This is a genomic window from Arthrobacter rhombi (genome assembly GCF_039526245.1).
Lineage (GTDB): Bacteria > Actinomycetota > Actinomycetes > Actinomycetales > Micrococcaceae > Arthrobacter_H > Arthrobacter_H rhombi.
In genome coordinates this window covers 1-23906 of sequence record NZ_BAAAIV010000015.1, presented here as the reverse complement: position 1 = coordinate 23906, position 23906 = coordinate 1, and the positions used below count along the sequence as shown (strand labels likewise).

Here is a 23906-nt window from a genome sequence, read left to right as displayed (position 1 = left end):
ATCAAGTCGCGTTCGTCCGTGCCCCCCAACGGGACGCAGAACCGGCCATCAGTGATTCTAGTGGATGGATGAACTCGGCGACATGGGGAGAACTCCCCATACGCCGAGTCCCACACCAGCAAACACACAGGTTTCCCCCAGATACTCGTCCGACCAGTGGATCCCGGAGATGCCCGCTCCTAGTCAGCGTACGGCCAGGTCCAATCCTCGTTGGACCACTCCGTGAGGCCACCCTTGGTCATTTTGATGCTCAGGGGAAGGTTTTCGTTCTTCGCGTTCTTGCAATTCAGCGGAGCCCGCTTCTTCCCACTGCCGCCGATTTCCACCAAAGTGGTGTTCTCGTTGATCTTGCGACGTCCGCCATCCCCGTAGCACGTGGCCGTCCACGTCCCGGCATAGTTCCGGGTGTAGCCGTGCACGTCCACGTCGATCTGCGTGCATTCCGTTCCGCAACCCGTTGACGGTTTTCCGGCGACGATCTTGGTGCTCGGGTTCGGCGCGGGTGTTTGCTTCTTCGACGTCCCGGAAACCGACCAGCTGTTCTTCTGTCCCGCCGCATCCGTTGCCGTGATGGTCAGGGTCAGCTTTTGCTCCCGGTCGGGATCCAGCCCGCCGGCCGTGTAGCTGCCCTTCGAGGCATTGACCGATCCCACCCCGCCGTTGATGGAAGCCTTGAGCGTGGTCTTGCGTCCGTTGTCATAGGCGCCCACGTTGCCGTTCCAATTGAAGGCGACGGACTTGGTGGTGCTGGAGGACTTCCTGCCACCTCCATCGCGTAGCGGGCCATAGGAGCTCGTGGAGTTGGAGGCGCGGCTGGGATCACCGGCCCCTGCCGCGTTGAGGGCACGCACCCGCCACGAGTGTGGCGATCCGTTCTTGTCCGTGGCGATGACCGCCCCGGACCCACCGATGGACTTCCAGGCTCCGCCGTCAGTGGAGTACTGGTACCCGGTGATGGCCGAGCCGTTGGCTCCTGGCTTGGAGAAATTCAGTTGGACCTTGTTGTTGGCGCCGGTGGCCTTGGCCGTTGGCTTGCCGGTCGCCTTGGGGCGACCGTAGGGGGTGACTGCCGTCGACCGGCCGCTCTCGGGGGAAGTGCCCACTTTGTTCTTCGCCACGACGGAGAAGGTGTAGGAGCCGGTGGTCTTCAGCCCGGTGACTGCCTGCTGCGTCGCGGTGGAAGAGACGGTCCGCACCACGGATCCCCCCTCATGGACCTTGAGCGTATAGCCCTGGATGGCCGCACCATTGTTGTTCGGTGCCTTCCAGTCCACGTTGACGACCCCGCCATTGACGTTGGACTGGGAGCGGACGGCGACGGGCGCCGTCGGCTTGAACGGCTTGCCGGCCGGGATCACCGACGCGGAGTAGGTGCTCCATGGCGAGGGCTTGTCCGCCTTGTTCACGGCCTGGACCCTGAACTGGTAGGCGACGCCGTTCTTCAGGCCCTTCCACGTGTGGCCGGTCCCGGTCACCCCGGAAACCTGGCTGACGCCGGTGGCCGGTGCAGGTGAGATCTCCAGGTTGTAACTGGTGACCGCTGAACCGCGGCTGACCGGCGCGGCCCACTTCACGCTGGCCTGTTCATCGCCCGAGGTGCCCGTCGGTGCCCCCGGCTGTTCCGGTTCAACGTCGGGCCGGGCATCGGCGGATGCCGCAGACGCCTCGGATTCACCCACGGCATTGGTGGCGGTCACGGTGAAGTTGTACACGTGGTCGTTCTTTAGGCCAGTGATGGTGCAGGTCGTCGTCTGGCAGGTCTGCTTCACACCGTCACCGGCCACGGTGTAGGACTCGACGGGGGCGCCGTTGTTCGACGGCGCATCCCAGCTCAGCGCTACCTTCCCATCGCCGGTCGACTCCACCAGCGGCAGGCCGGGGGCATCGGGTTTGCCCTTGACGTTGAGGGTGACGTTGCCGGTGGCCTGCCGGTCGGGGTCCCCTGTCACATCGCCGATCGTGTACTGGACGGTCAGCGTCCCGACGAAGTCCTTCGCGGGGGTGACGGCGACCTTTCCACCGCGGATCTCGGCGCCGCCGTCCCCCTGCTGCCCGGTGACACCGATGAGCTCCAGCGGCCCTTCATCGGCGTACGGGTTGTGGTCGTTGGCCAGCACATCGACGACTTCCGTGCGGCCCTGCTGGGCCTCGTCGACGGTGTCATCATTGGCGACGGGCTTCTCACGGGTGGAAGCCAGGACATTGATCGCGATATTGGCCGAGACCGGGTCGTTCTCCCCGTCGGTCACGGATACCTTGACGGCTCCTTGGGTCCCCTTCGGGGTCTTGGCATCGGCTTCGGCCGTCAGGATGTGGCCATCCACCAGCTTCACGCCCACCCCATCGATGTTCGACTCGCCCACGGAGAACGCGAGTTTCCCCGCGTCGTCGGGGTCCGGGTCGCTGGCGATCTGGCGCAGGTCAAGACGTGCAGCATCTTCACCCTGGGCGACGTCCAGGGAGTTGGATTGGATCGTCGGCGGCTTGTTGTCTTCCGGCCGCGGCAGCACCTTGATCGGAATCGAGAGCACGCTGGTGAGTCCATCCCGATCGTCCGGGCCGGAACCGTCCGTGACCTCGACCGTGACGGAGGCCGGACCCGAGTATTCCTTGTCCGCCGTGAAGGTCAGGGCCGTGGCCGATTTGACCAGTTCGCCGTCGTTCTCCGGCACGGAGGTGACCTTGTCCTCCTCGGTCAGCCGCGGCTGGTGTCCGTCGCGGACCTTGACCAACTCGCCGAGATCCAGCGCCAGGGTCTCCCCGGCCATGATCTCCTGGGGTTTGTCGCTGCGCAGCACCGGACGCGCCCCGCCGGCACCGGGAACGATGGCGAACGCCGTGGATTCCAGCTCATCCTGGTCGGTGATCGTGTAGGCGATGACCTGGGACTTGTCCCCCACCTTGACCTTGAGCTGGTTGTCACCGGTGATGCTGGCCGAGCCCGGTTTATCCGGCAGGGCCACCTTGAGGTCATCGACCCGCCCATCCGGGTCCTCGTCGTTCTCCAGGATCGGGAGGGTGACCTCGTCCTTGCCGACCGTCTCCTGCAGGGAGGCGCGGTCGTCGCGCGCGATCGGGGCCAGGAGCTTGGCTTCCGGATCGGCCTCGACGGTCAACGTGGCACTAGCCGTTCCGCCCCGGCCGTCACTGATGTTGTAGCGGATCGACAACGATCCCTTTTCCTTGGGCGAGGTCACCTGGATGCGTCCGTTGACGACCTGGGCATCGACGCCATCGGAGGCACGGAGATCGTCGACGAGCGTGGTGCGGTCTCCGTCCGGATCGGAGTCGTTGGACATCACATCAACCGCAACCGGGCGGTCGGGGCGCACTGTGATGGAGTCGTTGACCGCGGTCGGCGGGTTGTTCTCCGACGACAACGGGGCAATGCCGACCATGACAGTGCCGGTGGCACGGGCGCCCAGCCGGTCTTCGACGACGTAGGAGAACACATCGGTGCCGGAGGCGGTGTTGCTGGCCGTGTACTCGATGGACGAGCCCTTGACCTTGGCCGATCCCAGTTTCGGAGCCTCGCCCAGTTGCACCAGGGTGACGGAGTCGCCGTCCGGGTCGATGCCGCCCAACGGGATCTGGATGGCGGTGCTCCCACCGGCAAAGACCCGGCCCGTCACCTGTTCGGGAGACGGCGGCGCATTCGATTCCAGGTCCACGGGCTGGACGTGGAAGTTGATCCGCGCGTTGGCTTCTTGGCCGTCGGGGCCTGCCACGGTGTAGACGGCCGATACCGTCCGTGGTTTGCCGTCGAATTCGCCGGAGCGGAAGCGCACGGTGTCGTCGGCGACGCTGACCAGCGACCCCTCGCCCAGGTTGTCCGCTTCCTTCAGCCCCGGCCGCAGGGTCAGCTCGGCCCCATTGGGGTGGATGTCGTTCTCCAGCACGTCGACCGTGGCGACGTCTCCGGCCCGGACGACGACGTCATCCGGGTTGGGCCGCGGTGGATCCAGTTTCGGGGGCGCAGGCACCGGGATCACATTGATCTCGCCGGTGGAGGCGCCGTTGCCGTTGGAGACGGTGTATTTGACCTTGGTTGGTTCGGTCAGTCCGCGCACGTCGGTGACGCGGACAAAGCTGTTGCGTTCCACGGAGACCGTGAAGGGGGCATCGTCGGGGACGTCGGCACCGGTGAGGACCAGGACCCCGCCTGCCGGGTCGGAGTCGTTGCCCAGGACATTGACCAGGACGTCCTGGCCAGCGGGAAGCAAGGCCACGTCGCGGACCGCGACCGGGTTTCCCGAATTCTGCTCGGGGTCCTTTACGTCGATGCGGATCAGCCCCGGGGCACTGGCTGGCCCATTGGTGGCGACGTACTTCGCGTAGAACGTCCCGGTCCGTTGGCCACGGATGGTGACGGTGCCGGTATCCGAGTTGCTCTTCAGCTCCACTCCGGTCACCGATTCGACGTTGGCCAACCGCAATTCCGTCCCGCTGGGATCGGCATCGTTCTCCAACGGCGAGAAGGTCACTTCCTCCCCGACGTTCGCGGTCACATGGTCGGTGGCGGTCACCGGCGGCGTGGCGGATTTGGCCAGCGTCTCCACCACGATGCGGCCTTGGGCTCCTTCGCGGCCGTCGGACACCTGGACGGTGAGCTCCTTGCGGCCCACCTTCTTGCCGTTGTCCTGGAACGTCAGCGCCCCGTCGGGCCGGACGCGGACGACGTCCTGGTCCTCGCTGGAGGCGCCGAGGAGCTGGAGGTCATCACCGTCCGGGTCCTTCCAGTCGCTCAACACATCCTGGGTGACGGATTCGCCCTGCTGGACGCGCAGCGTCGTCACGCGTTCCTGGGTGGGCTTCTGGTTTTCCCCCTCCGGAACCACCCGGATGCCGGCGGTGCCCGTCGCCCGGCCGCCACGGCCATCGTTCGCCTCATAGGTGAACGAGGTGCGGCCGGAGGCGTCCGCGGGCACGACGAGCTGGAAGCCCGTGCCGTCATGGATCTGCTGCAGGGTCCCGACGGACGGTTGTTTTCCCTGCAGGTCCGCCGTGAGGAGGTCGCCGTCGGGGTCCACATCGTTGAACAGGACCGGCAACGCAGTGGTGCGCCCGGCCCGGACGCCGAAGTCATCGGGCTTGGTGATGGGCTTCTTGTTGTCCTTGGTCCGGTTCGGAAGCTCGATGGCGTCGGTGATCTCCTTGGAGTCCTCCTTCTTCGCCTCGCCCTTGCCCTTCGGCGGTTCCAGATCGCTCCAGTTGCTGACGATCTGCATGCCTTCGTTGACCAGCCACACCTGGCCGGACGCCACGTCATTGAGCACGACGACGTCACGATTGACCCGGAATTTCAATTCAGCGGTGCTGGGCATTTCCGGAACCGTCTGGGAGACGTCCTGCCCGTCGTCTGCGCAATCACGCAGGTACTCCCCGCTCCCCTGCCAGGCGGCGTAGGTGCAGTCACCGACCCGTACCGGCTGGATGGGTGTTCCGCTGGTCTTCAGGGCCACGTAGTCCGCCTCGCCACCTCCCAGGGAGACGTTGGCCAGCTTGTTGCCCAGGGCGATGGCCGCGTGGCCGGCGTCCGGTCCGGGGGCCTGCAGCTTCCCGCCGGCGGGGTCCACGACGGTGGAGGTCTTGCCGTCCGAGGTGATCACGGTGCCGGCGCCCTCGTCGAAGAGGACCGCCGTCTCCCCCACGACGGTCAACTGGAGTTTGGCCCCACCGGGGATCGCGTCGACATGCTTCTTCGATTTCTCCCGGAACGATCCGTCAGGCTGCCGGGTCCAGCTGATGAAGTCCTGCGCATCAACGTCCACGGCCCACACCCGGTCGTCCTCGCCCACGGCCGTGAGGACCTTGCCCTGGGCGTCGATCAATGGCGGGGTGTCCTGGGAGGCAAAGCTTCCGAGCTCGTCGGTCCCGGTGGCGTAGACGATGCCGTGATCGGCATCGGCGACGGAGACGACTCCTGTCCCGTGCGAGAAGGAAGAGTTGGCCGGCAAGGCGTTGTCGTCGGCAAACTGGACCATGGCCGGATCGATCGTCGTCAGGGCTCCCTGTTCCATGTTGCGCACGAAGACCTGGTTGGCGTTCTGCTCGAGGTCGTAGTCCGGAAGAGGGGTGAGGATCCCGCCGTCGAGCACCTTGGACTGGTAGTTGAGGTGGCCCACCTTGTTCAGCGTCTTGTTGACCACCCACACGCCGCCGTCGTTCAGATCCACATCCGCGGTCTTGAAACCCGGGTAGATGATCGCCCCGGTGATGGCCAATGCCGAGACGACCGAGACGGCAGCTGCCTTGAAGCCCGTGCTCTTGCCTGGGCGTGTTCCCCATCGGGACATGTTCTATGGTCCTCATCCACCGTCTGATTCCGTGCCCCCCAAAGGACGCAGAATTGGGCCAACACCCAGTCTAGAGGATGGATGAAACGCCGGGGACGGTCCGCCGGCGTGCAGGGGCTAGTCGAGGATCAGGCCTTCGCCCTCGCCCATGGAGAGGACCACGGGGTTGATGTCGCCGAAGCCGCGTACCTGCGTGGTGGGCTGTGGGCTCAGCACGAAGCGGGGATCCCCCTCGAGGGTGCCGGCCGTGACCGAGTCGGTCCAGACCGTCCCGGGGTCGGCGAGCGCCGTCAGCCGGGACGCCAGGTTGACCGTGGGTCCGTAGACATCGCCCAGGCGGGAGAGGATCCGGCCCCAGACCACCGAGACGCGGGCCTTGGGCAGGAAGTCGTCGTTCGCGAATTCGGTGGCCAGGGACAGCGAGATCTGCGCGCCGGCCTGGGGCGTCTCCGCGATGAAGAGCACTTCGTCGCCGATGGTCTTGACCAGGCGCCCGCCGCCGACGGAGATGATTTCGGCGCACTTGTTCTCGAAGCGTTGCACCATCTGTGCCAGCGTGCGTTCGTTCATGCGGCGGGACAGTGAGGTGTAGGAGACCAGGTCGGCGAATCCGACGGCACGGGCCAGGGGCAACGGGGCGTCGTCCTCGCTGCCGTCGCGTCCCTCCTCGCTGGAGGCCAGCCCGGATTCGGCCCGGACGCCGAGGCGGTGTACCGCTGAGTTGAGCTGCCGGCGCCACGAGTAGACCAGCAGCTTCTCCAGCGGATCGATCAGGTCCGGCAGGCGATCCACCAGCCGACGGCGGGCCTCGGGGTCGCTGACGCCCTGGTTCTGGACCATGTCCTCCACGAGTGCCTCGATCTGCCAGACGACCATGCGATCGGTCATCTGTCCGATGGACCGGGTGATCGAGACGGCGGCCTCTTCGGTCAGGTTGGAGGAGCGCACATTGCCCAGGATGGTCTGGATCGCGTCGAGGTCGTTCTCGGTGAAGGCGACATCGTCATCGCCCAGGTTGGGGAAGCCGAGGGCGCGCCAGAGTTTGCGGGCGCTGAGCAGTGAGATCCCGGCGGCGGCGGCCACATCGCGGCGGCGCATGGTGCGCTTGGACCCCAGCAGCAACATCTCCAGGCCCTGGGCGGATTCCTTGACCTTTTCGCGTTCGAGCGCCTGGACCAGCGGCAGGGCACGGGTTTCCGGGCCGGCGTCCGGGCTCAGCGCCGGCAGCGAGCCGGTGCTGGTGCGCTGCGGTTCGGGATCGGCGAGGCGGGCCCGGTCAGCGGCGTCGTGATCCGAGGTTTCGGATTCCGTGCCGCCGGCGGACGGAGCGGGGGTCACGATCGGCAGGGAGGCGGTCCGGGGTGTGGGCTCCTGGCCGGGGGTCGCGGGGTTGTCCGCTTCCTGCTCACCGGCTGCCTGCCCATCATCCATGTCCAATCCCATCCACACGTTCCTCTGTTCCCATATCTACACCATCGAACCCCATGGATCTGGGTAAACGCTCAATGGCCGTCACCACCAGCCACCGGAAGCGCTCCACCTGCGGCAGATGCGGCAGCCGGACCGGCCCGTTCGGCGTCTCCAGCACCAGCGCCCCGGAGCCGCTTCCACGCTCCAGCAGTTTCTGGCTGGTGCGCAGCGTCCTGACGAAGGCCAGCGGCAGTTCCCACTGGTTCTTCGCCGCGAGCCCGCGGCGCACCACCACCCGTTGGCTGGTCAAGAAGACGATGGTCCGGCGCCAGCGCAACAACGGGATCAGACACCAGGCCAGCACCAGGACAGCAGCCACGATCGGGACCACCACCTGCAGCAGCGGCACGGTGTCCAGCACCGCCTGCGGCAGGTCCTCGCGGGTGAGCGTGCCCATGGCGAAGGCGGCCAGCGCGGCGATGCCGATGAAGAGGACAGCTGGACGGTTCAGGACACGGCGGTGCGCACGGGTCTTGACGATCACCCACTCGTCCTCCGCCAGGCGCAGCCGCATTGTGTCCTTCCGATCCGTTTCCATCAATTCTAGGCGTGCCGGCTGACCGGTTGGCCCGGGGCTCAGGCGTAGCGGCCGTCGGTGCGGCGCAGATGGACCACATCGCCGGCGCGGACTGCAGTGGTCGTGCCGTCGGCGGCCCGCACGCTCAGGGCCCCGTCGGATTCGAGTCCGACGGCGGTGCCCTCCAGGGAGGTGCCTCCGGGCAGTTCCGCCCGGACCGGCGCGCCGAGGGTGGCCATCAGCGCGGCGACCCGCTCGCGCAGGCTGTCGCCGCCGTCGATTGGCGCGTCGGCGCGGCCGCCGGCGCGCAGGAAACCCGAGTAGAGGCGGGCCACTGCGCGCAGGTAGGCGGTCAGCAGCACTGTGGTGTCCACGGTGGTCGCCTGCTCGAGCAGCAGCGAGGTGGCCGTGGGAACGGGGAGTTCGTCGCGTTCGAGCGTGACGTTGACGCCGGCACCGACGACGACGGCGGGTGGCCCCTTGGGCGCGGGCACCAGCTGCGCCAGGACGCCGGCGACCTTGCGGCCCGCGACGATCACATCATTGGGCCACTTCAATTCGGCGTGCACCCCGGCGCTCTCGCGCAGTGCGGTGGCCAGGGCGGTTGCGCACAGCATGGAGAGCCAGCCGTAGGTGTCAGCCGGGGCAGGGGCACCACCGGGAGCCGGGCGCAACAGGATGCTGACCGCCAGCGAACTGCACGGCGGCGCCTGCCAGGTCCGCTCCAGGCGCCCCCGCCCTGCAGATTGGAAGTCGGTGGCCAGGACGCTGACCTCTTTCCACTGCCCGGGGCCCGCGGCGAAGGCAGCCGCCAGGTCGGTATTGGTCGATCCCGTCGATTCCACGACGTCCAGCCGGTGGATGGTTCCCGGCTCGACGAGGTCGCGGCGCAGGGTTGCGGCATCGAGTGGGGCGCGCACCAGGGGGGAATCGTTCATGGATTCAACCCTAGCCCGTGGGCCCACCCGGTGACATGGCAAGGCCCCGGGCCGCCGACCGTCCCTTTAGAGGAACATGTCGGGGAACAGCTGGTCCTCCGGTGCTCCCATGCTGTAACTGGTGAAGTCGGTGATGCCCTCGGAGCGCAGCACGTCCTCGTCGATGAAGAAGTTGCCGGTGCACTCGGCCGCCGGGCGGGCCAGGATGACGGCCGCAGCGTCGGAGACGATCGAGTCCTTGCGTGCCCCGCCGATGATCTTCTCGCCGCCGGGCAGGTTGCGGATGGCCGCGGTGTTGATGATCGTGGCCGGCCACAGCGAGTTCACGGCGATGCCGTCGCCGCGCAGTTCCTCGGCCAGTCCCAGCGTGGTCAGCGACATCCCGTACTTGGCCATTGTGTAGGCCAGGTTGGCTCCGGCCCATTTCGGGTCCAGGTTCAGTGGCGGGGACAACGTGAGGATGTGGGGGTTGTCGGAGGCGCGCAGGGCATCCAGGCTCAGCTTGGAGAGCAGGAAGGTCCCGCGGACGTTGATGTCCTGCATCAGGTCGTAGCGCTTCATCGACACGGCGTCCGTCGTGGAGAGGTCGATCGCCGAGGCGTTGTTCACCACGATGTCGATGCCGCCGAACTCGGCCACGGTCGCCTCGACGGCGCCCTGGACGTCCTCGTCGTTGCGCACGTCCCCGACGATCGGCAGGGCCTTCACACCCAGTGCGCGGATCTGCTCGGCCGCGGTGTAGACGGTCCCCTCCAGTGAGGGGTGGGCCGTGGCCGTCTTGGCCATCAAGGCGATGTTCGCCCCGCCGGCGGCCAGCTGCAGGGCAATGGCCAGGCCAATGCCCCGGCTGCCGCCACTCATCAGGACAGTGCGCCCGGCGAAGGGGCGGGCCTCAGCGGCTGCGTCGACGGAAGGGTTCTGGGGTGCTGGAGACTCGGTCATGGCACCAGCCTACGGGAAGTCGGGAACAAATGTTACCCGTGAGTAACATCGGATTTCTGACCGTATCCCGCCCATCTGGACCCGGCGACTTTGTAGGGTTCCTACAGCCAACCCGGCGGTCCGCGTCACTAGACTGGCCATGCGGGCACGTTGGTTGTGCCATTCCTACTATTTTCAAACAGACGGGAGTCTCCCGCATGAGCGAGACCGGCCTCCAGAACGTGGACGAACAGATCGACGTGTCCACCACCGCGGGCAAGATCGCCGACTTCCGGCGCCGGCAATCGCTGTCGCAGGCCCCCTCGGGAGAAGCGGCCATCGAGAAGCAGCACGCGCGCGGCAAGAACACCGCCCGCGAGCGCATCGGGATGCTGCTGGATGAGGGCTCCTTCGTCGAATTCGACGCCCTGGCAGTACACCGCACCACCGCCTTCGGCATGGATGCCAAGCACCCCCTCGGCGACGGCGTCGTCTCCGGCCACGGCACGGTCGACGGCCGCCTGGTGGCCGTCTACTCGCAGGACTTCACCGTCTACGGCGGCTCACTGAGCAAGGTCAACGGCGAGAAGATCGTCAAGGTCCAGGAATTCGCGTTGCGCAACGGCTGCCCGGTCGTGGGCATCAACGACGGCGGCGGCGCGCGCATCCAGGAGGGCGTCGCCTCGCTGGCGATGTTCGCGGACATCTTCCGCAACAACGTCCACGCCTCCGGCGTCGTCCCGCAGATCTCCATCATCCTGGGCCCCTGCGCCGGCGGTGCGGCCTACTCCCCCGCCCTGACCGACTTCGTGGTCATGGTGGACAAGACCAGCCACATGTTCATCACCGGCCCCGACGTCATCAAGACCGTCACGGGCGAGGAGGTCGACATGGAGACGCTCGGCGGCGCCCGGCAGCACAACGCCAACACCGGCACCGCCACCTACCTGGCCTCCGACGAGTCCGACGCGATCGACTTCGTGAGGGAGCTGCTGGACTACCTGCCCTCGAACAACCTCACCGAGGCACCCCCCGTGGAATTCGAGGAGGAGCTGGAGGTCACCGCGGCCGACCTGGACCTGGACGCGCTGATCCCGGATTCGGCCAACCAGCCCTATGACATGCGCACGGTCATCGAGCACATCGTCGACGACGGCGCCTTCCTGGAGATGCAGTCGCTCTACGCGCCCAACGTGATGATCGGCTACGCCCGCGTCGAGGGCCGCAGCATCGGCATCGTGGCCAACCAGCCCCTGCAGTTCGCCGGCACCCTGGACATCGCCGCCTCGGAGAAGGCGGCACGCTTCGTACGCCACTGCGACGCGTTCGGCATCCCGATCCTCACCCTCGTGGACGTCCCCGGTTTCCTGCCGGGCAAGGACCAGGAGTTCCAGGGCATCATCCGCCGCGGCGCCAAGCTGCTCTTCGCCTACGCCGAGGCCACCGTGCCGAAGCTGACCGTCATCACCCGCAAGGCCTATGGCGGCGCCTACATCGTCATGGGTTCCAAGAAGCTCGGCGCCGACCTGAACCTCGCCTGGCCCACCGCCCAGATCGGCGTCATGGGCGCCCAGGGTGCGGTCAACATCCTCTACCGCCGCGACCTGGCGGCCATCGCCGAGGCCGGCGGGGACGTCGAGGCCCGCCGCACCGAGATCATCGAGGGCTACGAGGCCGAACTGCTCAACCCCTACCAGGCGGCCGAACTCGGCTACATCGACGCGGTCATCGCCCCGGCGGACACCCGCACGCAGATCGTCCGCGGCCTGCGCGCCCTGCGCGACAAGCACGCCTCGCTGCCGGCCAAGAAGCACGGGAACATCCCGCTGTGACCGGGACGCAGGAAACCCAGCACGACGGCGGTGCCTCCTCGGCGGGCACCGCGCCGGCGCTGTTCACCGTGGTCAAGGGCAACCCCGATGCCGAGGAGATCGCTGCCCTGACAGCAGTCCTGGCGGCGATGTCCGGTGGGGCGTCGGACACCCCGGATGACACCGGCACCGGCGGCTCACGCCGTGACGCGCTGCGTTCCCAGGCCCGGCGTCGCCGCCAGCTCTCGGGGCATCCCGGCGCCTGGCGCAGCGGCCGGTTCTAAACCGGGGCATTTCCGCGAGGCAAAACCCTTCAACAAGGACTTCACAAGCGGCTAGTCTGGTCACTATGACCAACGCCACACCTGAGACCACCCGGACCCCGAGCGCCATCGACGCCGTCGCCGACCGCTTCTTCGACCGCCTGCTCGAGCTCGCCCCGGACTTCGCCACCTCGCTGGGCATCCCCGGCCACGAGACCGAGTATTCCGACTACTCCCCCGCCGGGCAGGATGCCTACGCAGCTGCGGCGCGTGAAACCCTTGAGGCCCTCGAGGGCCTGGAACCGGTCGACGACGTGGACGCCATCACCCTGGATGCCATGCGAGAACGCCTCGGGCTGGACCTGGAGCTGCACGCCACCGGGATCACCGAGCTGAACAACATCGCCTGCCCGGCCCAGGACATCCGTGCGATCTTCGACCTGATGCCCACCGACACTGCGGAACAGTGGGGGCATATCGCCGGTCGCCTCGCCAACGTCGGTGCCGCCCTCGACGGCTACATCGACTCACTGCGCACCAGCCGGGATGCGGGCCACGTCGCGGCGATACGACAGGTACGCATCGTCATCGAACAGGCTCGTGACTATGCCAAGGACGGCGGCTTCTTCACCTCCCTGGCGGCCAACGCAGCTCCGGCCGACGGCACGCTCGACGATTCCCTGAAAAAGGACCTGGCCAGGAACGCCGCCGACGCGGCGGCCGCCTACACCCGGCTGGCCGACTTCCTGGAAACCGAGCTGCTGCCCGTCGCCCCGGAAAAGGATGCCGTGGGCCGGGAGTACTACTCGCTGTGCTCACGCCGCTTCATCGGTGCAGCCGTGGACCTGGACGAGACCTACGCGTGGGGCGTGGCCGAACTGGACCGGCTGATCGCCGAACAGGAACAGGTCGCCGAGAAGGTCAAGCCCGGTGCCTCGATTGCCGAAGCAAAGGAGATCCTCAACGCCGATGCGGCCCGCCAGCTCAAGGGCACCGACGAGTTGAAGGCCTGGATGCAGGAAAAGGCCGACCGAGCCGTCGCAGATCTGGCCGGGGTGCACTTCGACATCCCCGATGCCATGCGCCAGCTTGAATGCATGATCGCCCCCACCCAGGAAGGCGGCATCTACTACACCGGCCCCTCGGACGACTTCAGTCGCCCCGGGCGCATGTGGTGGTCCGTTCCGGCCGGCGAGGACGAGTTCACCACCTGGGCCGAGACCACCACCGTCTACCACGAGGGCGTGCCAGGCCACCACCTGCAGGTCGGCACCGCCACCTACCGCAAGGACACCCTGAACAACTGGCGCCGCAACGCCTGCTGGGTTTCCGGCCATGGAGAAGGCTGGGCGCTCTACGCCGAACGCCTGATGCTGGACCTGGGCTACCTGGCCGATCCGGGCGACCATATGGGGATGCTGGACATGCAGCGGATGCGCGCGGCCCGCGTGGTGTTCGACATCGGCGTGCACCTGGAACTGGACATGCCCGAACGCTGGGGCTCCGGCCCGTGGACCCCGGAGAAGGGGTATGACTTCCTGTCCAAGCACCTGGACATCTCCGAGGGCCAGCGCAAGTTCGAGTTCACCCGCTACCTCGGCTGGCCGGGCCAGGCCCCGTCCTACAAGGTGGGCCAGCGGCTCTGGGAGCAGATCCGCGACGCCCGCCGCGAGGCCGAGGGCGATGACTTCAACCTGCGCGCCTTCCACACCCAGGCGCTGAACATGGGCTCCGTCGGCCTGGATACGCTGCGCCGGGCCCTGCTGCCCGCCGGCTGACCCGACCAGCACACCAGCACCACCACCCGCCGGTGCCTCCCGATCCACCCCGGTCAGGGAGACACCGGCGTCGTGCTTCCGGGAATGCGTCGCTGGCGTGAGAGATAGGCCACCTGCGGATCGGGAATGCCCCGGCGCATCCCTTGGGGCGCACGGGATGCGCGGGAGGCCGGGGAGAGAGGCCCCGACACCCGCGCGTCATAAAGCGCAACAACGACTCCCTCCGGTGTAGTTTGCCGCCCTACCGTCGTCCGGTGAGCACATCAACCGCACCCCACCGCAAACTTCCCCGCTGGGCCACCGCCTTCGGGCCCCAGATCGTCGCCGGGCTGATCCTCGGCGTCGTCCTGGGTCTGGTCGCCAAGTACACCGGCAGCACCGAGGACGCCCCGAACGCGCTCGGCGTCACGCTGGACACCATCGGCTCCAGCTACGTCTCGCTGCTGCGCGCCGCGGTCATCCCGCTGATCTTCTTCGCCGTGGTCGCCTCGATCGCCAACCTGGCCCAGGTCACCAACGCGGCCCGTCTGGCGTGGCGGACCATCCTCTGGTTCGGCATCACCGCGCTGATCGCCGTGCTGATCGGCATGGGCCTGGGCACCATCTTCCAGCCCGGGGCCAACACCGGGCAGTCCGCCCCGGCCGACTACAGCGGCAAGACCGGCGACTGGTGGGCCTTCCTCACCGGGCTGATCCCGCAGAACTTCCTGGGCCTGGAGTCCAGCACGAAGATCACCGACGGTGTCGCGGACACCAGCATCGATTTCAATGTGCTCCAGATCCTGGTCATCGCCGTGGCGGTGGGCGTCGCCGCGTTGAAGGTCGGCTCGGCAGCCAAGCCGTTCCTGGACCTGAGCGCCTCGCTGCTCTCCATCATCCAGAAGGTCCTGTGGTGGATCATCCGCCTGGCGCCGCTGGGCACCGTGGGCCTGATCGGCAACGCCACCGCGTCCTACGGCTGGGACACCATGGGAGCGCTGGGCAAGTTCGTCGTGGCGATCTACGTCGGGCTCGCCCTGGTGCTGTTCGTGGTCTACCCGATCCTGGTACGTGCCCACGGGCTGAATGTGCGCTCCTACTACTCCGGCGTGTGGCCGGCAGTGCAGCTGGGCTTCGTCTCCCGCTCCTCCATCGGCACGCTGCCGTTGACCCAGCGAGTGACCGAACGCAACCTCGGGGTGCCGCGCGGCTACGCCTCCTTCGCCGTGCCGCTGGGGGCCACCACCAAGATGGACGGTTGCGCCGCGATCTACCCGGCAGTGGCTGCGATCTTCGTTGCCCAGTTCTTCGGCATCCAGCTCGATGTCACGCAGTACATCCTCATCGCGATCGTCTCCGTGCTGGGGTCCGCCGCCACCGCGGGAACCACCGGCGCCGTGGTGATGCTGACCCTGACGCTGTCCACGCTGGGCCTGCCCCTGGCCGGCGTGGGCCTGCTGCTGGCCGTGGACCCGATCATCGACATGGGCCGCACCGCGGTCAACGTCGCCGGCCAGGCGCTGGTCCCGGTGATCGTCGCCAAGCGCGAGGGCATCCTGGACCTGGAGCTCTACAACGCACCGCGCAACGGCAACCCGTTCGCCGACGAGTTCGCCGCCGCCCAGGACGAGGCGGCAGCCGATACCACCACTGTCGACGGCGCCCCGGCGGCCGTCGCCGAGGACGCGGTGCCCGCCACGCGCTGACCCGCTCCTCTCGGCAGCGGGGCTCCTACCGTCTTCGGTAGGGGCCCCGCTCTCGTGCGCCCTGCCAGATCCGGAGCCCCCGCCCCGATTCCCAGCGTTTGCACAGAGTGCAAAGTTGCACCTAGTGTAATTCGGGTGAGTCCACTGCCAGATCCTCCCTCCGCCCCCGCGTCCCGTCGCGAAATCAACAAGACGGCCACACGGACCGCCATCGTCGATGCCGCGCACCGTCTGCTCCTGGAGCAGGGCCCGGAGGCCGTCACCGCCGATCGGATCGCCGAGGCCGCGGGGGTATCGCGGCGGACGTTCTTCAACTACTTCCCCACCCTCGAGTCCGCGCTGAACGATCCGACGGACGCGTTCGTGGAGCACGTGCTGGACATCTTCGCCGAGCAGCCCCGCGAGCTGCCCATCATGGCGGCAGCGGTCAACGCCCTCAACGGGCTGGCGGACCGGAGCCTGCTGGCGCCCCTGGCCGAACTGGTCGCCGCCGCCCACTCCAACCCCCAGCTCGACCGGCTCCAGCTGGAATCGTGGAACGACTGCGCTGCCCGGTTGGTCCAGGCCATCGTCGACCGGTTGCCCGGTACCGATCCGCTCACCGCCTCGGTGTTCGCCAACTCCATCATCGGGGCCGGCCGCGCCGCCTTCGAGTACTGGATCGTCAACGCCGCCGGCGACCTGTCCGACGCCTCGCTGGCCATCCTGCAGGAAAACCTGACCACCGCGCTGGCCCAGTTGCGCGACGGTTTCCCCACCCTGAACGTCCCGGCCGTCCCGGCCACGACCCGAGAGGCCTGATCCATGGCCACCTTCCTCTACAAGCTCGGCCGCATGGCCTACCGCCGCCGCTGGATCTTCGTGTCCGCGTGGCTCGTGGCCCTGCTGGCCATCGGCGCGTCGGCCGGCGCCTTCATGGGCACGCTGAGCAACAGCTTCTCCATCCCCGGCACCGAGACCCAACGGGCCCTGGACAAGCTGAAGGCCGAGATGCCCGAATTCTCCGGCGGCAGCGGCTCGATCGTCTACCAGACGGCCGACGGATCGCGTTTCACCACCGCCCAGAAGGAGGCCATCGGCGACTCGCTCCACGACCTCAAGGGGTTGAAGGACGTGCGGGAGGCCTCGAACCCCTTCACCACGCAGAAGCAGCTCGACAACGCAGCCGTCCAGGTCAAGAAGGGCGACGAGAAACTCGCCGACGGCCGCCAAAAGCTCGAAGACGGCAAGAAGCAACTGGCCGACGGCAAGAAGAAGATCACCGCAAATCAAAAGAAGATCACTGACGGGCGCGCCGAGCTGAAGAAGGCCCAGGCCAAGATCGACGACGGCAAGAAGCAGCTGGCCGACGCCAAGGCCCAGCTTGCCGAGGGCAAGCAGAAGCTGGCCGCACCAAGCGCCCAGATCGCCGACGGCCGCCAGAAGCTGCAGGCCGCCAAGAACCAGCTGGCCGCCGGGCAACAGCAGTACGATGCCGGAGCCGCCAAGATCGCTTCCGGCAAGTCCCAACTCGCCCAGGGCGAGAAGGATCTGCAGGCCAACGAGCAGAAGATCGCCTCCGGCCAGGAGCAATACGATGCCGGCGCGGCCGCGCTGGCCCAGAAGTTCGGCGTCTCCTCGCTGTCCCAGGTTCCCGGCGCGATCTCCTCCAAACAGCGGGACATCGACCAGGGCAACCAGCAGCTCGATGACGTCCAGAAGCTCCTGGACGCAGGACTCCCGGCACCCATGACCCAAAAGCAGGTCGACGCGCAGCGCGCCGAGCTGAAGAAGGGCCAGGCCGGGCTCGACCAGGCATCCGCCGGGGTGGAGAAGCTCAACGCCTCCAAGAAGCAGCTCGATTCCGGGGCCGCCCAACTGGCCCAGGGCAAGAAGACCCTGGCCGCCAAGAAACCCGAACTGGCGGCCGGCGAGAAGAAACTCAAGGCCTCCAAGAAACAGCTCGACTCCGGGCGCGCCAAGATCGCCGCCAACGAGAAGAAGCTCAACGCCGGCGCAGCGCAGCTCGCCGCCGGACAGGCCAAGATCGACTCCGGGGCGCGTGAGATCGCCGCCAACGAGGCCAAGCTCACCGCCGGCCAGCAGGAGATCGACCAAAACAAGGCCAAGCTCGATGCCGGGGAGAAGGAACTCAAGGCAGCCCAGGACAAGCTGCCCGCGTCCGAACAGAAACTCAAGGACTCCGAGAAGAAGCTCGAGGACGGGCAGAAGGACCTGGCCCTGGGTGCCCGCAAGGCCCAGTCGACCGAGGGCATGCGTTTCGTCTCCCAGGACGGGACCACCGCAGCGGTCAACGTCAGCTTCGTCGGCTCAGCCGATGCCCTGACTCCCGAGGTCCGCCAGAAGATCCAGGACATTGCCGGAGCCGCCACGTCGACGGGGCTGAAGGTCGATTACTCCAAGGACATCGTCCAGGACATCTCCTCCATCTTCGGCTCAGCGGAGATCATCGGCCTGGTGATTGCCGCCGTCGTGCTCATGGTCATGCTCGGCACCCTGGTCGCCGCCGGCCTGCCCTTGGTGATGGCAGTGCTGGGCGTGGGTGCCGGTGTGGGCGGCACGCTGGCCCTGTCCAGCGTGATCGAAATGGCCTCCATCACCCCGGCCCTGGCCCTGATGCTGGGCCTGGCCGTGGGCATCGACTATTCGCTGTTCATCGTGCACCGCCACCGCCGCCAGCTGCTGGACGGCATGGACATGGAGGAATCCATCGGCCGGGCGACGGGAACCAGCGGCAACGCCGTGGTCTTCGCCGGCCTGACGGTCATCATCGCCCTCTCGGCGTTGGCGGTCCCGGGCCTGCCCTTCCTCTCGATCCTGGGGCTCTCCGCTGCCTTCACGGTCGCCATGGCCGTGCTGATCGCCATCACCCTGACCCCGGCGCTGCTGGGGTTCATCGGGACCAAGCTCGTCAGCAAGCGGGCCTGGCGCAAGGCCGCCGCGAACACGGCGACGGATGCCTCGGCAGCCGGCACCGCTGCGGGGCATGCCGCCGAGAGCACCGACTCCGCCGCCCACCCGAACGCCGCGGGCAACCGCGGATGGGGCGCCTTCGTCACCCGGCGCCCGGTTCTCATGGGCGTGGTCGGGGTCCTCCTGCTGGGCATCATGGCCCTGCCGGCCCTGCAATTGCGCACCGCCCTGCCCGATGGCAGCGCCGAGCCGGTCGACTCCAGCGCCCACCAGGCGTATGACCTGCTCAGCGAGAAGTTCGGCGCCGGCTACAACGGCCCCATCATCGCGGTTGCCGACCTGCCCCAGGGGCTCAACGCCCAACAGGCCGAGGCCAAGACACTGGATATCGCCGACCAGCTGCGCGACATCAACGGGGTCGTCGCAGCGGTCCCCGTGGGCAACAACGACGCACACACCCTGGGTGTGCTGCAGATCGTGCCCCAGGACGGCCCCGCGAGCCAGGCGACCGAACAGGTCGTCGCCGACATCCGCAACGCGTCGCCGCAGATCGAATCCGAGACGGGCTCCCATCTGGCCTTGACCGGCCAGGTGACCGCGCAGATCGACGTCTCCGAACGCATTTCGGAAGTGGTGCCGCTCTACCTGGGCATCGTCGTCGGGCTGTCGCTGATCCTGCTGCTGCTGGTCTTCCGGTCGATCGTCGTGCCGCTGCTGGCCACCGCAGGGTTCCTGCTCTCGCTCGTCGCATCCTTCGGCGCCACCGTGGCGGTCTACCAGTGGGGCTGGCTCTCGGGGCTGTTCGGCGTGGAGACGCCTGGCCCCATCATGAGCTTCCTGCCCATCCTGCTCACCGGCATCCTGTTCGGTTTGGCGATGGACTACCAGGTCTTCCTGGTCTCGGGCATGCGTGAATCGTTTGTCCATGGGGGCAAGGCGCGTTCCGCAGTCCGCTCCGGGTTCGCCCATTCCGCACCGGTGGTGACCGCCGCGGCACTGATCATGACCAGCGTGTTCGCCGGCTTCATCTTCTCCCACCTGACGATGATCCGGGCGATCGGCTTCTCGCTGGCCATCGGCGTGATCCTGGACGCGTTCGTGGTCCGCATGACCATCACCCCGGCGATCATGCACCTGCTCGGACGCCACGCCTGGTACATCCCGAAGTGGCTGGATCGGCTCCTGCCGGACGTCGACGTCGAGGGATCGAAAATCGCGGCCCTGTCCACCGGTGGCGCAGCCGGATCGACCGGCGGACCCGCCGGCGGTGCGGGCCCGAGCAACGGAGGACCCCACGGAGGCCCGGACGGAAATGCTGGCCCCGACGCCGGGGGCCCCGGCCACGGAGCCCACCGCGGGGAGCCGGAAGCCGGAGCCGTCGAGGCCGAGGATTCCAACGCCTGGTTCCCCTTCGGTGACGCCCACGATCCGGACGAACGCCAGGACGCATTACGGTAGTTCCATGAGCGCCCACCACACTGCCCCGGCCGACGTCGACACCTCCACCGCCGATTCCGGCTCCGCGGAGGAACTGCCACTGCTGGTCCTGGCCTCGCAGTCCCCCGGACGTGCCAGGATCCTGGCCGACGCGGGGATCGGCTTCGAGGCCATCGTCTCGGCGGTCGATGAGGAGGCAGCAGTCGCCGAGGCCACCGAGCGCCTCGGCGGCGAGCTGGACCCGCAGTCGATGGCCCTGCTGCTCGCCCGGACCAAGGCCGAAGCCGTCGCCTCCCTGGAGGCGACGGACGGCGCCGTCGTCCTGGGTTGCGACTCGGTCTTCGAACTCGACGGCGTCCCCTACGGCAAGCCCTACACCCCCGAGGTCGCCATCGAACGGTGGCAGTCCATGCGCGGGCGCACCGGCATCCTGCACACCGGCCACTGGCTGGTGGACAACCGAAGCACGGAGGAGGACGACGGCGGCACTGGTGCCACGCTGGGCACCGTCGCCTCCGCCTCGGTCACCTTCGCCGAGGTGACCGACGCGGAGATCGAGGCCTACGTCGCCACCGGCGAACCACTCCCCTGCGCCGGCGGGTTCACCATCGATGGGCGCGGCTCGGCGTTCATCACGGGCATCGAGGGTGATCCGCACACCGTGGTGGGCCTGTCGGTCAGCACGTTGCGGACCCTGTTGGCCTCGGCGGACCTGACGATCATGGACCTCTGGGCCTGACCCGGACAGTCCCACTGGAAAGTACTTGCCAATCTGGAAAGTACTTTCTATGCTGAAGTGGTGGTCGTCGCATCCAGCGACTTCCCTCAATCAGCAAGGAGTCGCCATGCAGGCAACCGCGGAGCCCCGGATCAACGGCCAGCGTTACGCCTGGATCGGCTACGCGCTGGGCATCGCCTGCATGGCCGCACTCTTCATCACCGGCCTCGCCATGGGCAAGCCGCAGCTCACCGTCATGGCCAGCAGCATGACAGTGATCCTCGGCGCCGTGTGGGCCTCCACCGCGGCCACTGCCCGCAAGCGCTCCACTAGTGCGATCGGAACGCAGGACACTGGAATCGTCGTCGCGCGGGAGGCCGGGGAAGCGCAGCCGTCCGCCCAGGCGGCACGTGAACTCCTGAACGAAGCAAGCCGCCTGGAATCGGCAGCGCGCTCCGGAGCCGGCTGGCCACACATTGCCATGCTCCTGGGCTTGGGCGCGATCACCTCACTGAGCATGCTGGCGTTCTGGTTCGTCGGCAGGTTCGACGAATCTCTGGTGGCCTTGCCCCTGGTTGCCATGCTCATCTGGCTGGGGATCTTCATGGCCTTCATGATGGTCTTCGGACGATCCACCAAGCGTGGGTTCGGACGACGCTGGATGACGTTCATGATGATCTGGGCGGGCCTCTGGGTCATCGGCATCCTGCTCGCCAGCACCCTGCTCACGGGGCAGCTCTGGTTCGCCATCGTGATCGCCACGGCCATCACCATCAATTCAGTGGTCGGCGCCTGGCTCGAGGCCCGCGCATGAGCGCCCCGGAGCCACACGATGAGCATCCCCGGCTCAAGCTCTCCGACCAGCTGGCCCACCCCGTCCGCTTCTCGATGGTCGCGGCGATTGCCGGTACTGACGAATCCGAGTTCGGGGTCATCCGCGACCATCTCCAGGTCAGCGATTCGGTATTAAGCCGCCAGGCCTCCCAGCTCGAGGAAGCCGGCATCGTGAAGATCCGCAAGGGCTTCGTCGGCAAGCGTCCCCGGACCTGGTTCTCGCTGACTCCAACGGGCCGGGAAATCTGGGAGCAGCACCTGGCGGCGCTTCGCGAGATCGCTGGAACCTGACCCCTATGGCTGATCAGCGGCGTTGAGCACGATATCCGCGATCTTCTTCCGGTAGGTCGCCAGCGAGTGCTTTTCTTCAGCGGCAATCGCGTCGGTGGCTGCGTGCGTCGAGAAGTACTCCCACTCCCGGTAGACCCGCTCCAGGGCGTCGGCGATGCCCTGGTCATCGTTGGGCTCGACATAAATGGCCGATTCATACCCCCGAGCAGCCTCCCGGAGACCACTCGTGTTGCTGACGACGACCGGCCGGCCCGCAAGGATTCCCTCGACTGCGGTATTGCCGAAGGGCTCGTCCACCGTCGAAGGAACTACGAGAGCATCGGCGTCGTCCAATAGCGGCCAAATGTCCGGCGTAAATCCCGTAAAAGATACGTCGCCTTGTATGCCCAGGGTACTAACCAGGTTGCGCAATTCGTCAGCAAACTGCTCTTTGCCTTCAAAAGCTGCACCGGCAATAGTTAGGTGTGCGCGAATGCCTCGCTGCTTGAGCTCATGAATTGCCCGGACCGCCACGTGAGGCCCCTTCCGCTCCGACAGGCGGCCGAGGAACAACACTCGAAGCTCACCGTTCAAGTCTGGACGCGGAGCGGTTCGCTCGGCCGGCCCCGGCACCCCGTTGTATACGACAGAACTTCTAGCAGCCAAAGCCGGGAAACAATCGGCTAGCACTCGGGTGCTGAAATCGCTGTTGAGCACCACCTTGTGCGAAAGGAGGTGCGGAGCATATATGGCCTTACGCACCCTGCGACTAGCAGATGCCTCCGCCTCATGGATATGAGTCACGACGGGAATACCAAGGACCCGTGCCAACAAAGGCCACATAGGCAAGGTAATCGTATTGACCAGAATTACGTCCGGGCGGTACTGATAGACGACACGGATACCAGCTACGAGACCCACAGCAGCGTCTCGGACCAATGAAGGCCAGTTTCGCGGGCGCAGAAGCATCTTGCGAAGCACTAACGACGGGCCACGGACTGTCGTTGCCCCTTCAGCTCTCAAGAGTTGGTGCAGCGGCCCCTTTGCGGGGATACACACGACAACGCTTGCTCCCTCTTCCAGCAAGCCAATGGCACTCTCCAACACAACTCGGTCAGACCCGTAGAGCTCCGCACCAGGGTGCACGATCAGGCATTTCCTCATTGCGTTGTCTTGCTTCTTCATCGTTCTCCTTGCGGTGTCCTCATGTATGAGGGCTTAGCCCATCCTGGAAATATGTCACCCACTGTGCGGCGCCGACGACTCCAGATAGGCTGTAGGTACAGCTCTATACAATCGGGGTAGTGCTGGTGGAGGCGAAAAGTGAGCAGGCATCAATCTGGCCGAGGGCCTATATCTACCCTAGTCGTCTGCACGGCAAATATTTGCCGCTCTCCTACGGCTGGTTTCGCCCTCTCCCAGTTCCCGTTCCTCAGTGTACAAAGCGCCGGGATCCGAGCATCAAGCGGAGAAGGAATCTGCTCGTCAGCTGCAGTTCGAATACGCGACTTCCCGGGCGGTGCAGACTATGTTGATTCATTTGTTTCCCGCCCCATAAATTTTTTCAATGTCTCAGACTTCGAACTCATTTTGACGGCCACGAGTTCTATCCGCGGAGCATTAGTCCAGAAGTACCCCGAAATTCGGGATAGGACGTTCACTCTCATCGAGTCGAAGCTGCTCGCCGCGAGCCGCCTCGAAGATCAAGAAACCTCAATCCTCACTCACGACGGGCCAAGTTCTGTTCTCAGCCATCGGCGCGGAACACTTCCCACCCCTGCCCCCCGAAAACGCTGGTTTGGCGGCACGGATGCTCCGCCAATGGACTTGGCCGATACGCATGGCATCCAGCGCCCCCGCCGGCACACAGGCACTGTTAGCAAGGCGCTAGACGTCGGCAATCAGCTTGGTACAAGTCTTGGACATTGGAACTTACTGCACGACTGATCGATCCCGGTTCGGGTGGCAGACGACATGTGGATAGTTTCAAGATTGGACTTTGAGGTCATCGATGCTCACCACGACTGGACCGTTAGCAGCCCCGCCGCCCAAATA

General features: G+C 66.7%; 16 protein-coding genes. 10 read left to right on the top strand and 6 right to left on the bottom strand.

Features of this window, described 5'->3' with window-relative positions:
- Positions 1-179: 179 nt before the first annotated feature.
- The 5 genes from ABD088_RS13340 to ABD088_RS13320 all read right to left on the bottom strand — a co-directional run bounded on the left by ABD088_RS13340 (position 180) and on the right by ABD088_RS13320 (position 10163).
- Entirely contained in the window at positions 180-6296 is a 6117-nt protein-coding gene (locus tag ABD088_RS13340; RefSeq protein WP_343902442.1) for an Ig-like domain-containing protein, read from the bottom strand.
- Between the two features lie 117 nt (positions 6297-6413).
- Complete coding sequence (locus tag ABD088_RS13335; RefSeq protein ID WP_343902441.1) at positions 6414-7739, bottom strand: adenylate/guanylate cyclase domain-containing protein; 1326 nt, start codon at positions 7737-7739, stop codon at positions 6414-6416.
- On the bottom strand, positions 7720-8304 hold the full coding sequence (locus tag ABD088_RS13330) for a PH domain-containing protein (protein ID WP_343902440.1): 585 nt from the start codon (positions 8302-8304) through the stop codon (positions 7720-7722). Before ABD088_RS13330 ends, ABD088_RS13335 begins: the two co-directional genes overlap by 20 nt.
- A 38-nt stretch (positions 8305-8342) precedes the next feature.
- The gene (locus ABD088_RS13325) at positions 8343-9221 is read right to left on the bottom strand and encodes a biotin--[acetyl-CoA-carboxylase] ligase (protein ID WP_343902439.1); all 879 of its coding nucleotides are present in this window, start codon (positions 9219-9221) and stop codon (positions 8343-8345) included.
- Positions 9222-9287: 66 nt separating this feature from the next.
- Positions 9288-10163 carry an SDR family oxidoreductase gene (locus tag ABD088_RS13320; protein ID WP_343902438.1) on the bottom strand — a complete coding sequence of 292 codons (876 nt, stop codon included), beginning with the start codon at positions 10161-10163 and terminating at the stop codon, positions 9288-9290.
- Between the two features lie 197 nt (positions 10164-10360).
- Between ABD088_RS13320 and ABD088_RS13315 the strand changes: the two genes are divergently transcribed.
- The 9 genes from ABD088_RS13315 to ABD088_RS13275 all read left to right on the top strand — a co-directional run bounded on the left by ABD088_RS13315 (position 10361) and on the right by ABD088_RS13275 (position 21872).
- Positions 10361-11974, top strand: coding sequence for an acyl-CoA carboxylase subunit beta (locus ABD088_RS13315; RefSeq protein WP_343902437.1), 1614 nt, complete (start codon positions 10361-10363; stop codon positions 11972-11974).
- Positions 11971-12237, top strand: a complete 267-nt coding sequence (locus ABD088_RS13310) for an acyl-CoA carboxylase subunit epsilon (RefSeq protein WP_343902436.1) — start codon at positions 11971-11973, stop codon at positions 12235-12237. The genes ABD088_RS13315 and ABD088_RS13310 overlap by 4 nt, the downstream gene beginning before the upstream one ends.
- A 65-nt stretch (positions 12238-12302) precedes the next feature.
- Entirely contained in the window at positions 12303-13994 is a 1692-nt protein-coding gene (locus ABD088_RS13305; protein ID WP_343902435.1) for a DUF885 domain-containing protein, read from the top strand.
- Positions 13995-14248: 254 nt separating this feature from the next.
- The gene (locus ABD088_RS13300; RefSeq protein ID WP_343902434.1) at positions 14249-15679 is read left to right on the top strand and encodes a dicarboxylate/amino acid:cation symporter; all 1431 of its coding nucleotides are present in this window, start codon (positions 14249-14251) and stop codon (positions 15677-15679) included.
- A 135-nt stretch (positions 15680-15814) separates the two neighbouring features.
- Complete coding sequence (locus tag ABD088_RS13295) at positions 15815-16480, top strand: TetR family transcriptional regulator (protein ID WP_343902433.1); 666 nt, start codon at positions 15815-15817, stop codon at positions 16478-16480.
- A gap of 3 nt (positions 16481-16483) precedes the next feature.
- On the top strand, positions 16484-20050 hold the full coding sequence (locus ABD088_RS13290) for an MMPL family transporter (protein ID WP_343902432.1): 3567 nt from the start codon (positions 16484-16486) through the stop codon (positions 20048-20050).
- 73 nt (positions 20051-20123) lie between these two features.
- Positions 20124-20768 carry a Maf family protein gene (locus tag ABD088_RS13285; protein ID WP_343902543.1) on the top strand — a complete coding sequence of 215 codons (645 nt, stop codon included), beginning with the start codon at positions 20124-20126 and terminating at the stop codon, positions 20766-20768.
- 106 nt (positions 20769-20874) lie between these two features.
- Positions 20875-21561, top strand: a complete 687-nt coding sequence (locus ABD088_RS13280) for a hypothetical protein (protein WP_343902431.1) — start codon at positions 20875-20877, stop codon at positions 21559-21561.
- Positions 21558-21872 carry a winged helix-turn-helix domain-containing protein gene (locus ABD088_RS13275; RefSeq protein ID WP_343902430.1) on the top strand — a complete coding sequence of 105 codons (315 nt, stop codon included), beginning with the start codon at positions 21558-21560 and terminating at the stop codon, positions 21870-21872. Before ABD088_RS13280 ends, ABD088_RS13275 begins: the two co-directional genes overlap by 4 nt.
- A 3-nt stretch (positions 21873-21875) precedes the next feature.
- On the opposite strand, the gene ABD088_RS13270 is transcribed toward ABD088_RS13275, so the two are convergent.
- Complete coding sequence (locus ABD088_RS13270) at positions 21876-23036, bottom strand: glycosyltransferase (RefSeq protein WP_343902429.1); 1161 nt, start codon at positions 23034-23036, stop codon at positions 21876-21878.
- A 138-nt stretch (positions 23037-23174) separates the two neighbouring features.
- On the opposite strand from ABD088_RS13270, the gene ABD088_RS17275 reads away from it, so the two are divergent.
- Positions 23175-23798 carry an arsenate reductase/protein-tyrosine-phosphatase family protein gene (locus ABD088_RS17275; protein ID WP_372710394.1) on the top strand — a complete coding sequence of 208 codons (624 nt, stop codon included), beginning with the start codon at positions 23175-23177 and terminating at the stop codon, positions 23796-23798.
- Positions 23799-23906 lie beyond the last annotated feature (108 nt).

Coding starts and splice junctions, on each gene's coding strand:
- ABD088_RS13340 (WP_343902442.1), bottom strand. CDS start 6,296: ATGTCCCGATGGGGAACACGCCCAGGCAAGAGCACGGGCTTCAAGGCA.
- ABD088_RS13335 (WP_343902441.1), bottom strand. CDS start 7,739: ATGGGATTGGACATGGATGATGGGCAGGCAGCCGGTGAGCAGGAAGCG.
- ABD088_RS13330 (WP_343902440.1), bottom strand. CDS start 8,304: ATGGAAACGGATCGGAAGGACACAATGCGGCTGCGCCTGGCGGAGGAC.
- ABD088_RS13325 (WP_343902439.1), bottom strand. CDS start 9,221: ATGAACGATTCCCCCCTGGTGCGCGCCCCACTCGATGCCGCAACCCTG.
- ABD088_RS13320 (WP_343902438.1), bottom strand. CDS start 10,163: ATGACCGAGTCTCCAGCACCCCAGAACCCTTCCGTCGACGCAGCCGCT.
- ABD088_RS13315 (WP_343902437.1), top strand. CDS start 10,361: ATGAGCGAGACCGGCCTCCAGAACGTGGACGAACAGATCGACGTGTCC.
- ABD088_RS13305 (WP_343902435.1), top strand. CDS start 12,303: ATGACCAACGCCACACCTGAGACCACCCGGACCCCGAGCGCCATCGAC.
- ABD088_RS13290 (WP_343902432.1), top strand. CDS start 16,484: ATGGCCACCTTCCTCTACAAGCTCGGCCGCATGGCCTACCGCCGCCGC.
- ABD088_RS13280 (WP_343902431.1), top strand. CDS start 20,875: ATGCAGGCAACCGCGGAGCCCCGGATCAACGGCCAGCGTTACGCCTGG.
- ABD088_RS13275 (WP_343902430.1), top strand. CDS start 21,558: ATGAGCGCCCCGGAGCCACACGATGAGCATCCCCGGCTCAAGCTCTCC.
- ABD088_RS13270 (WP_343902429.1), bottom strand. CDS start 23,036: ATGAAGAAGCAAGACAACGCAATGAGGAAATGCCTGATCGTGCACCCT.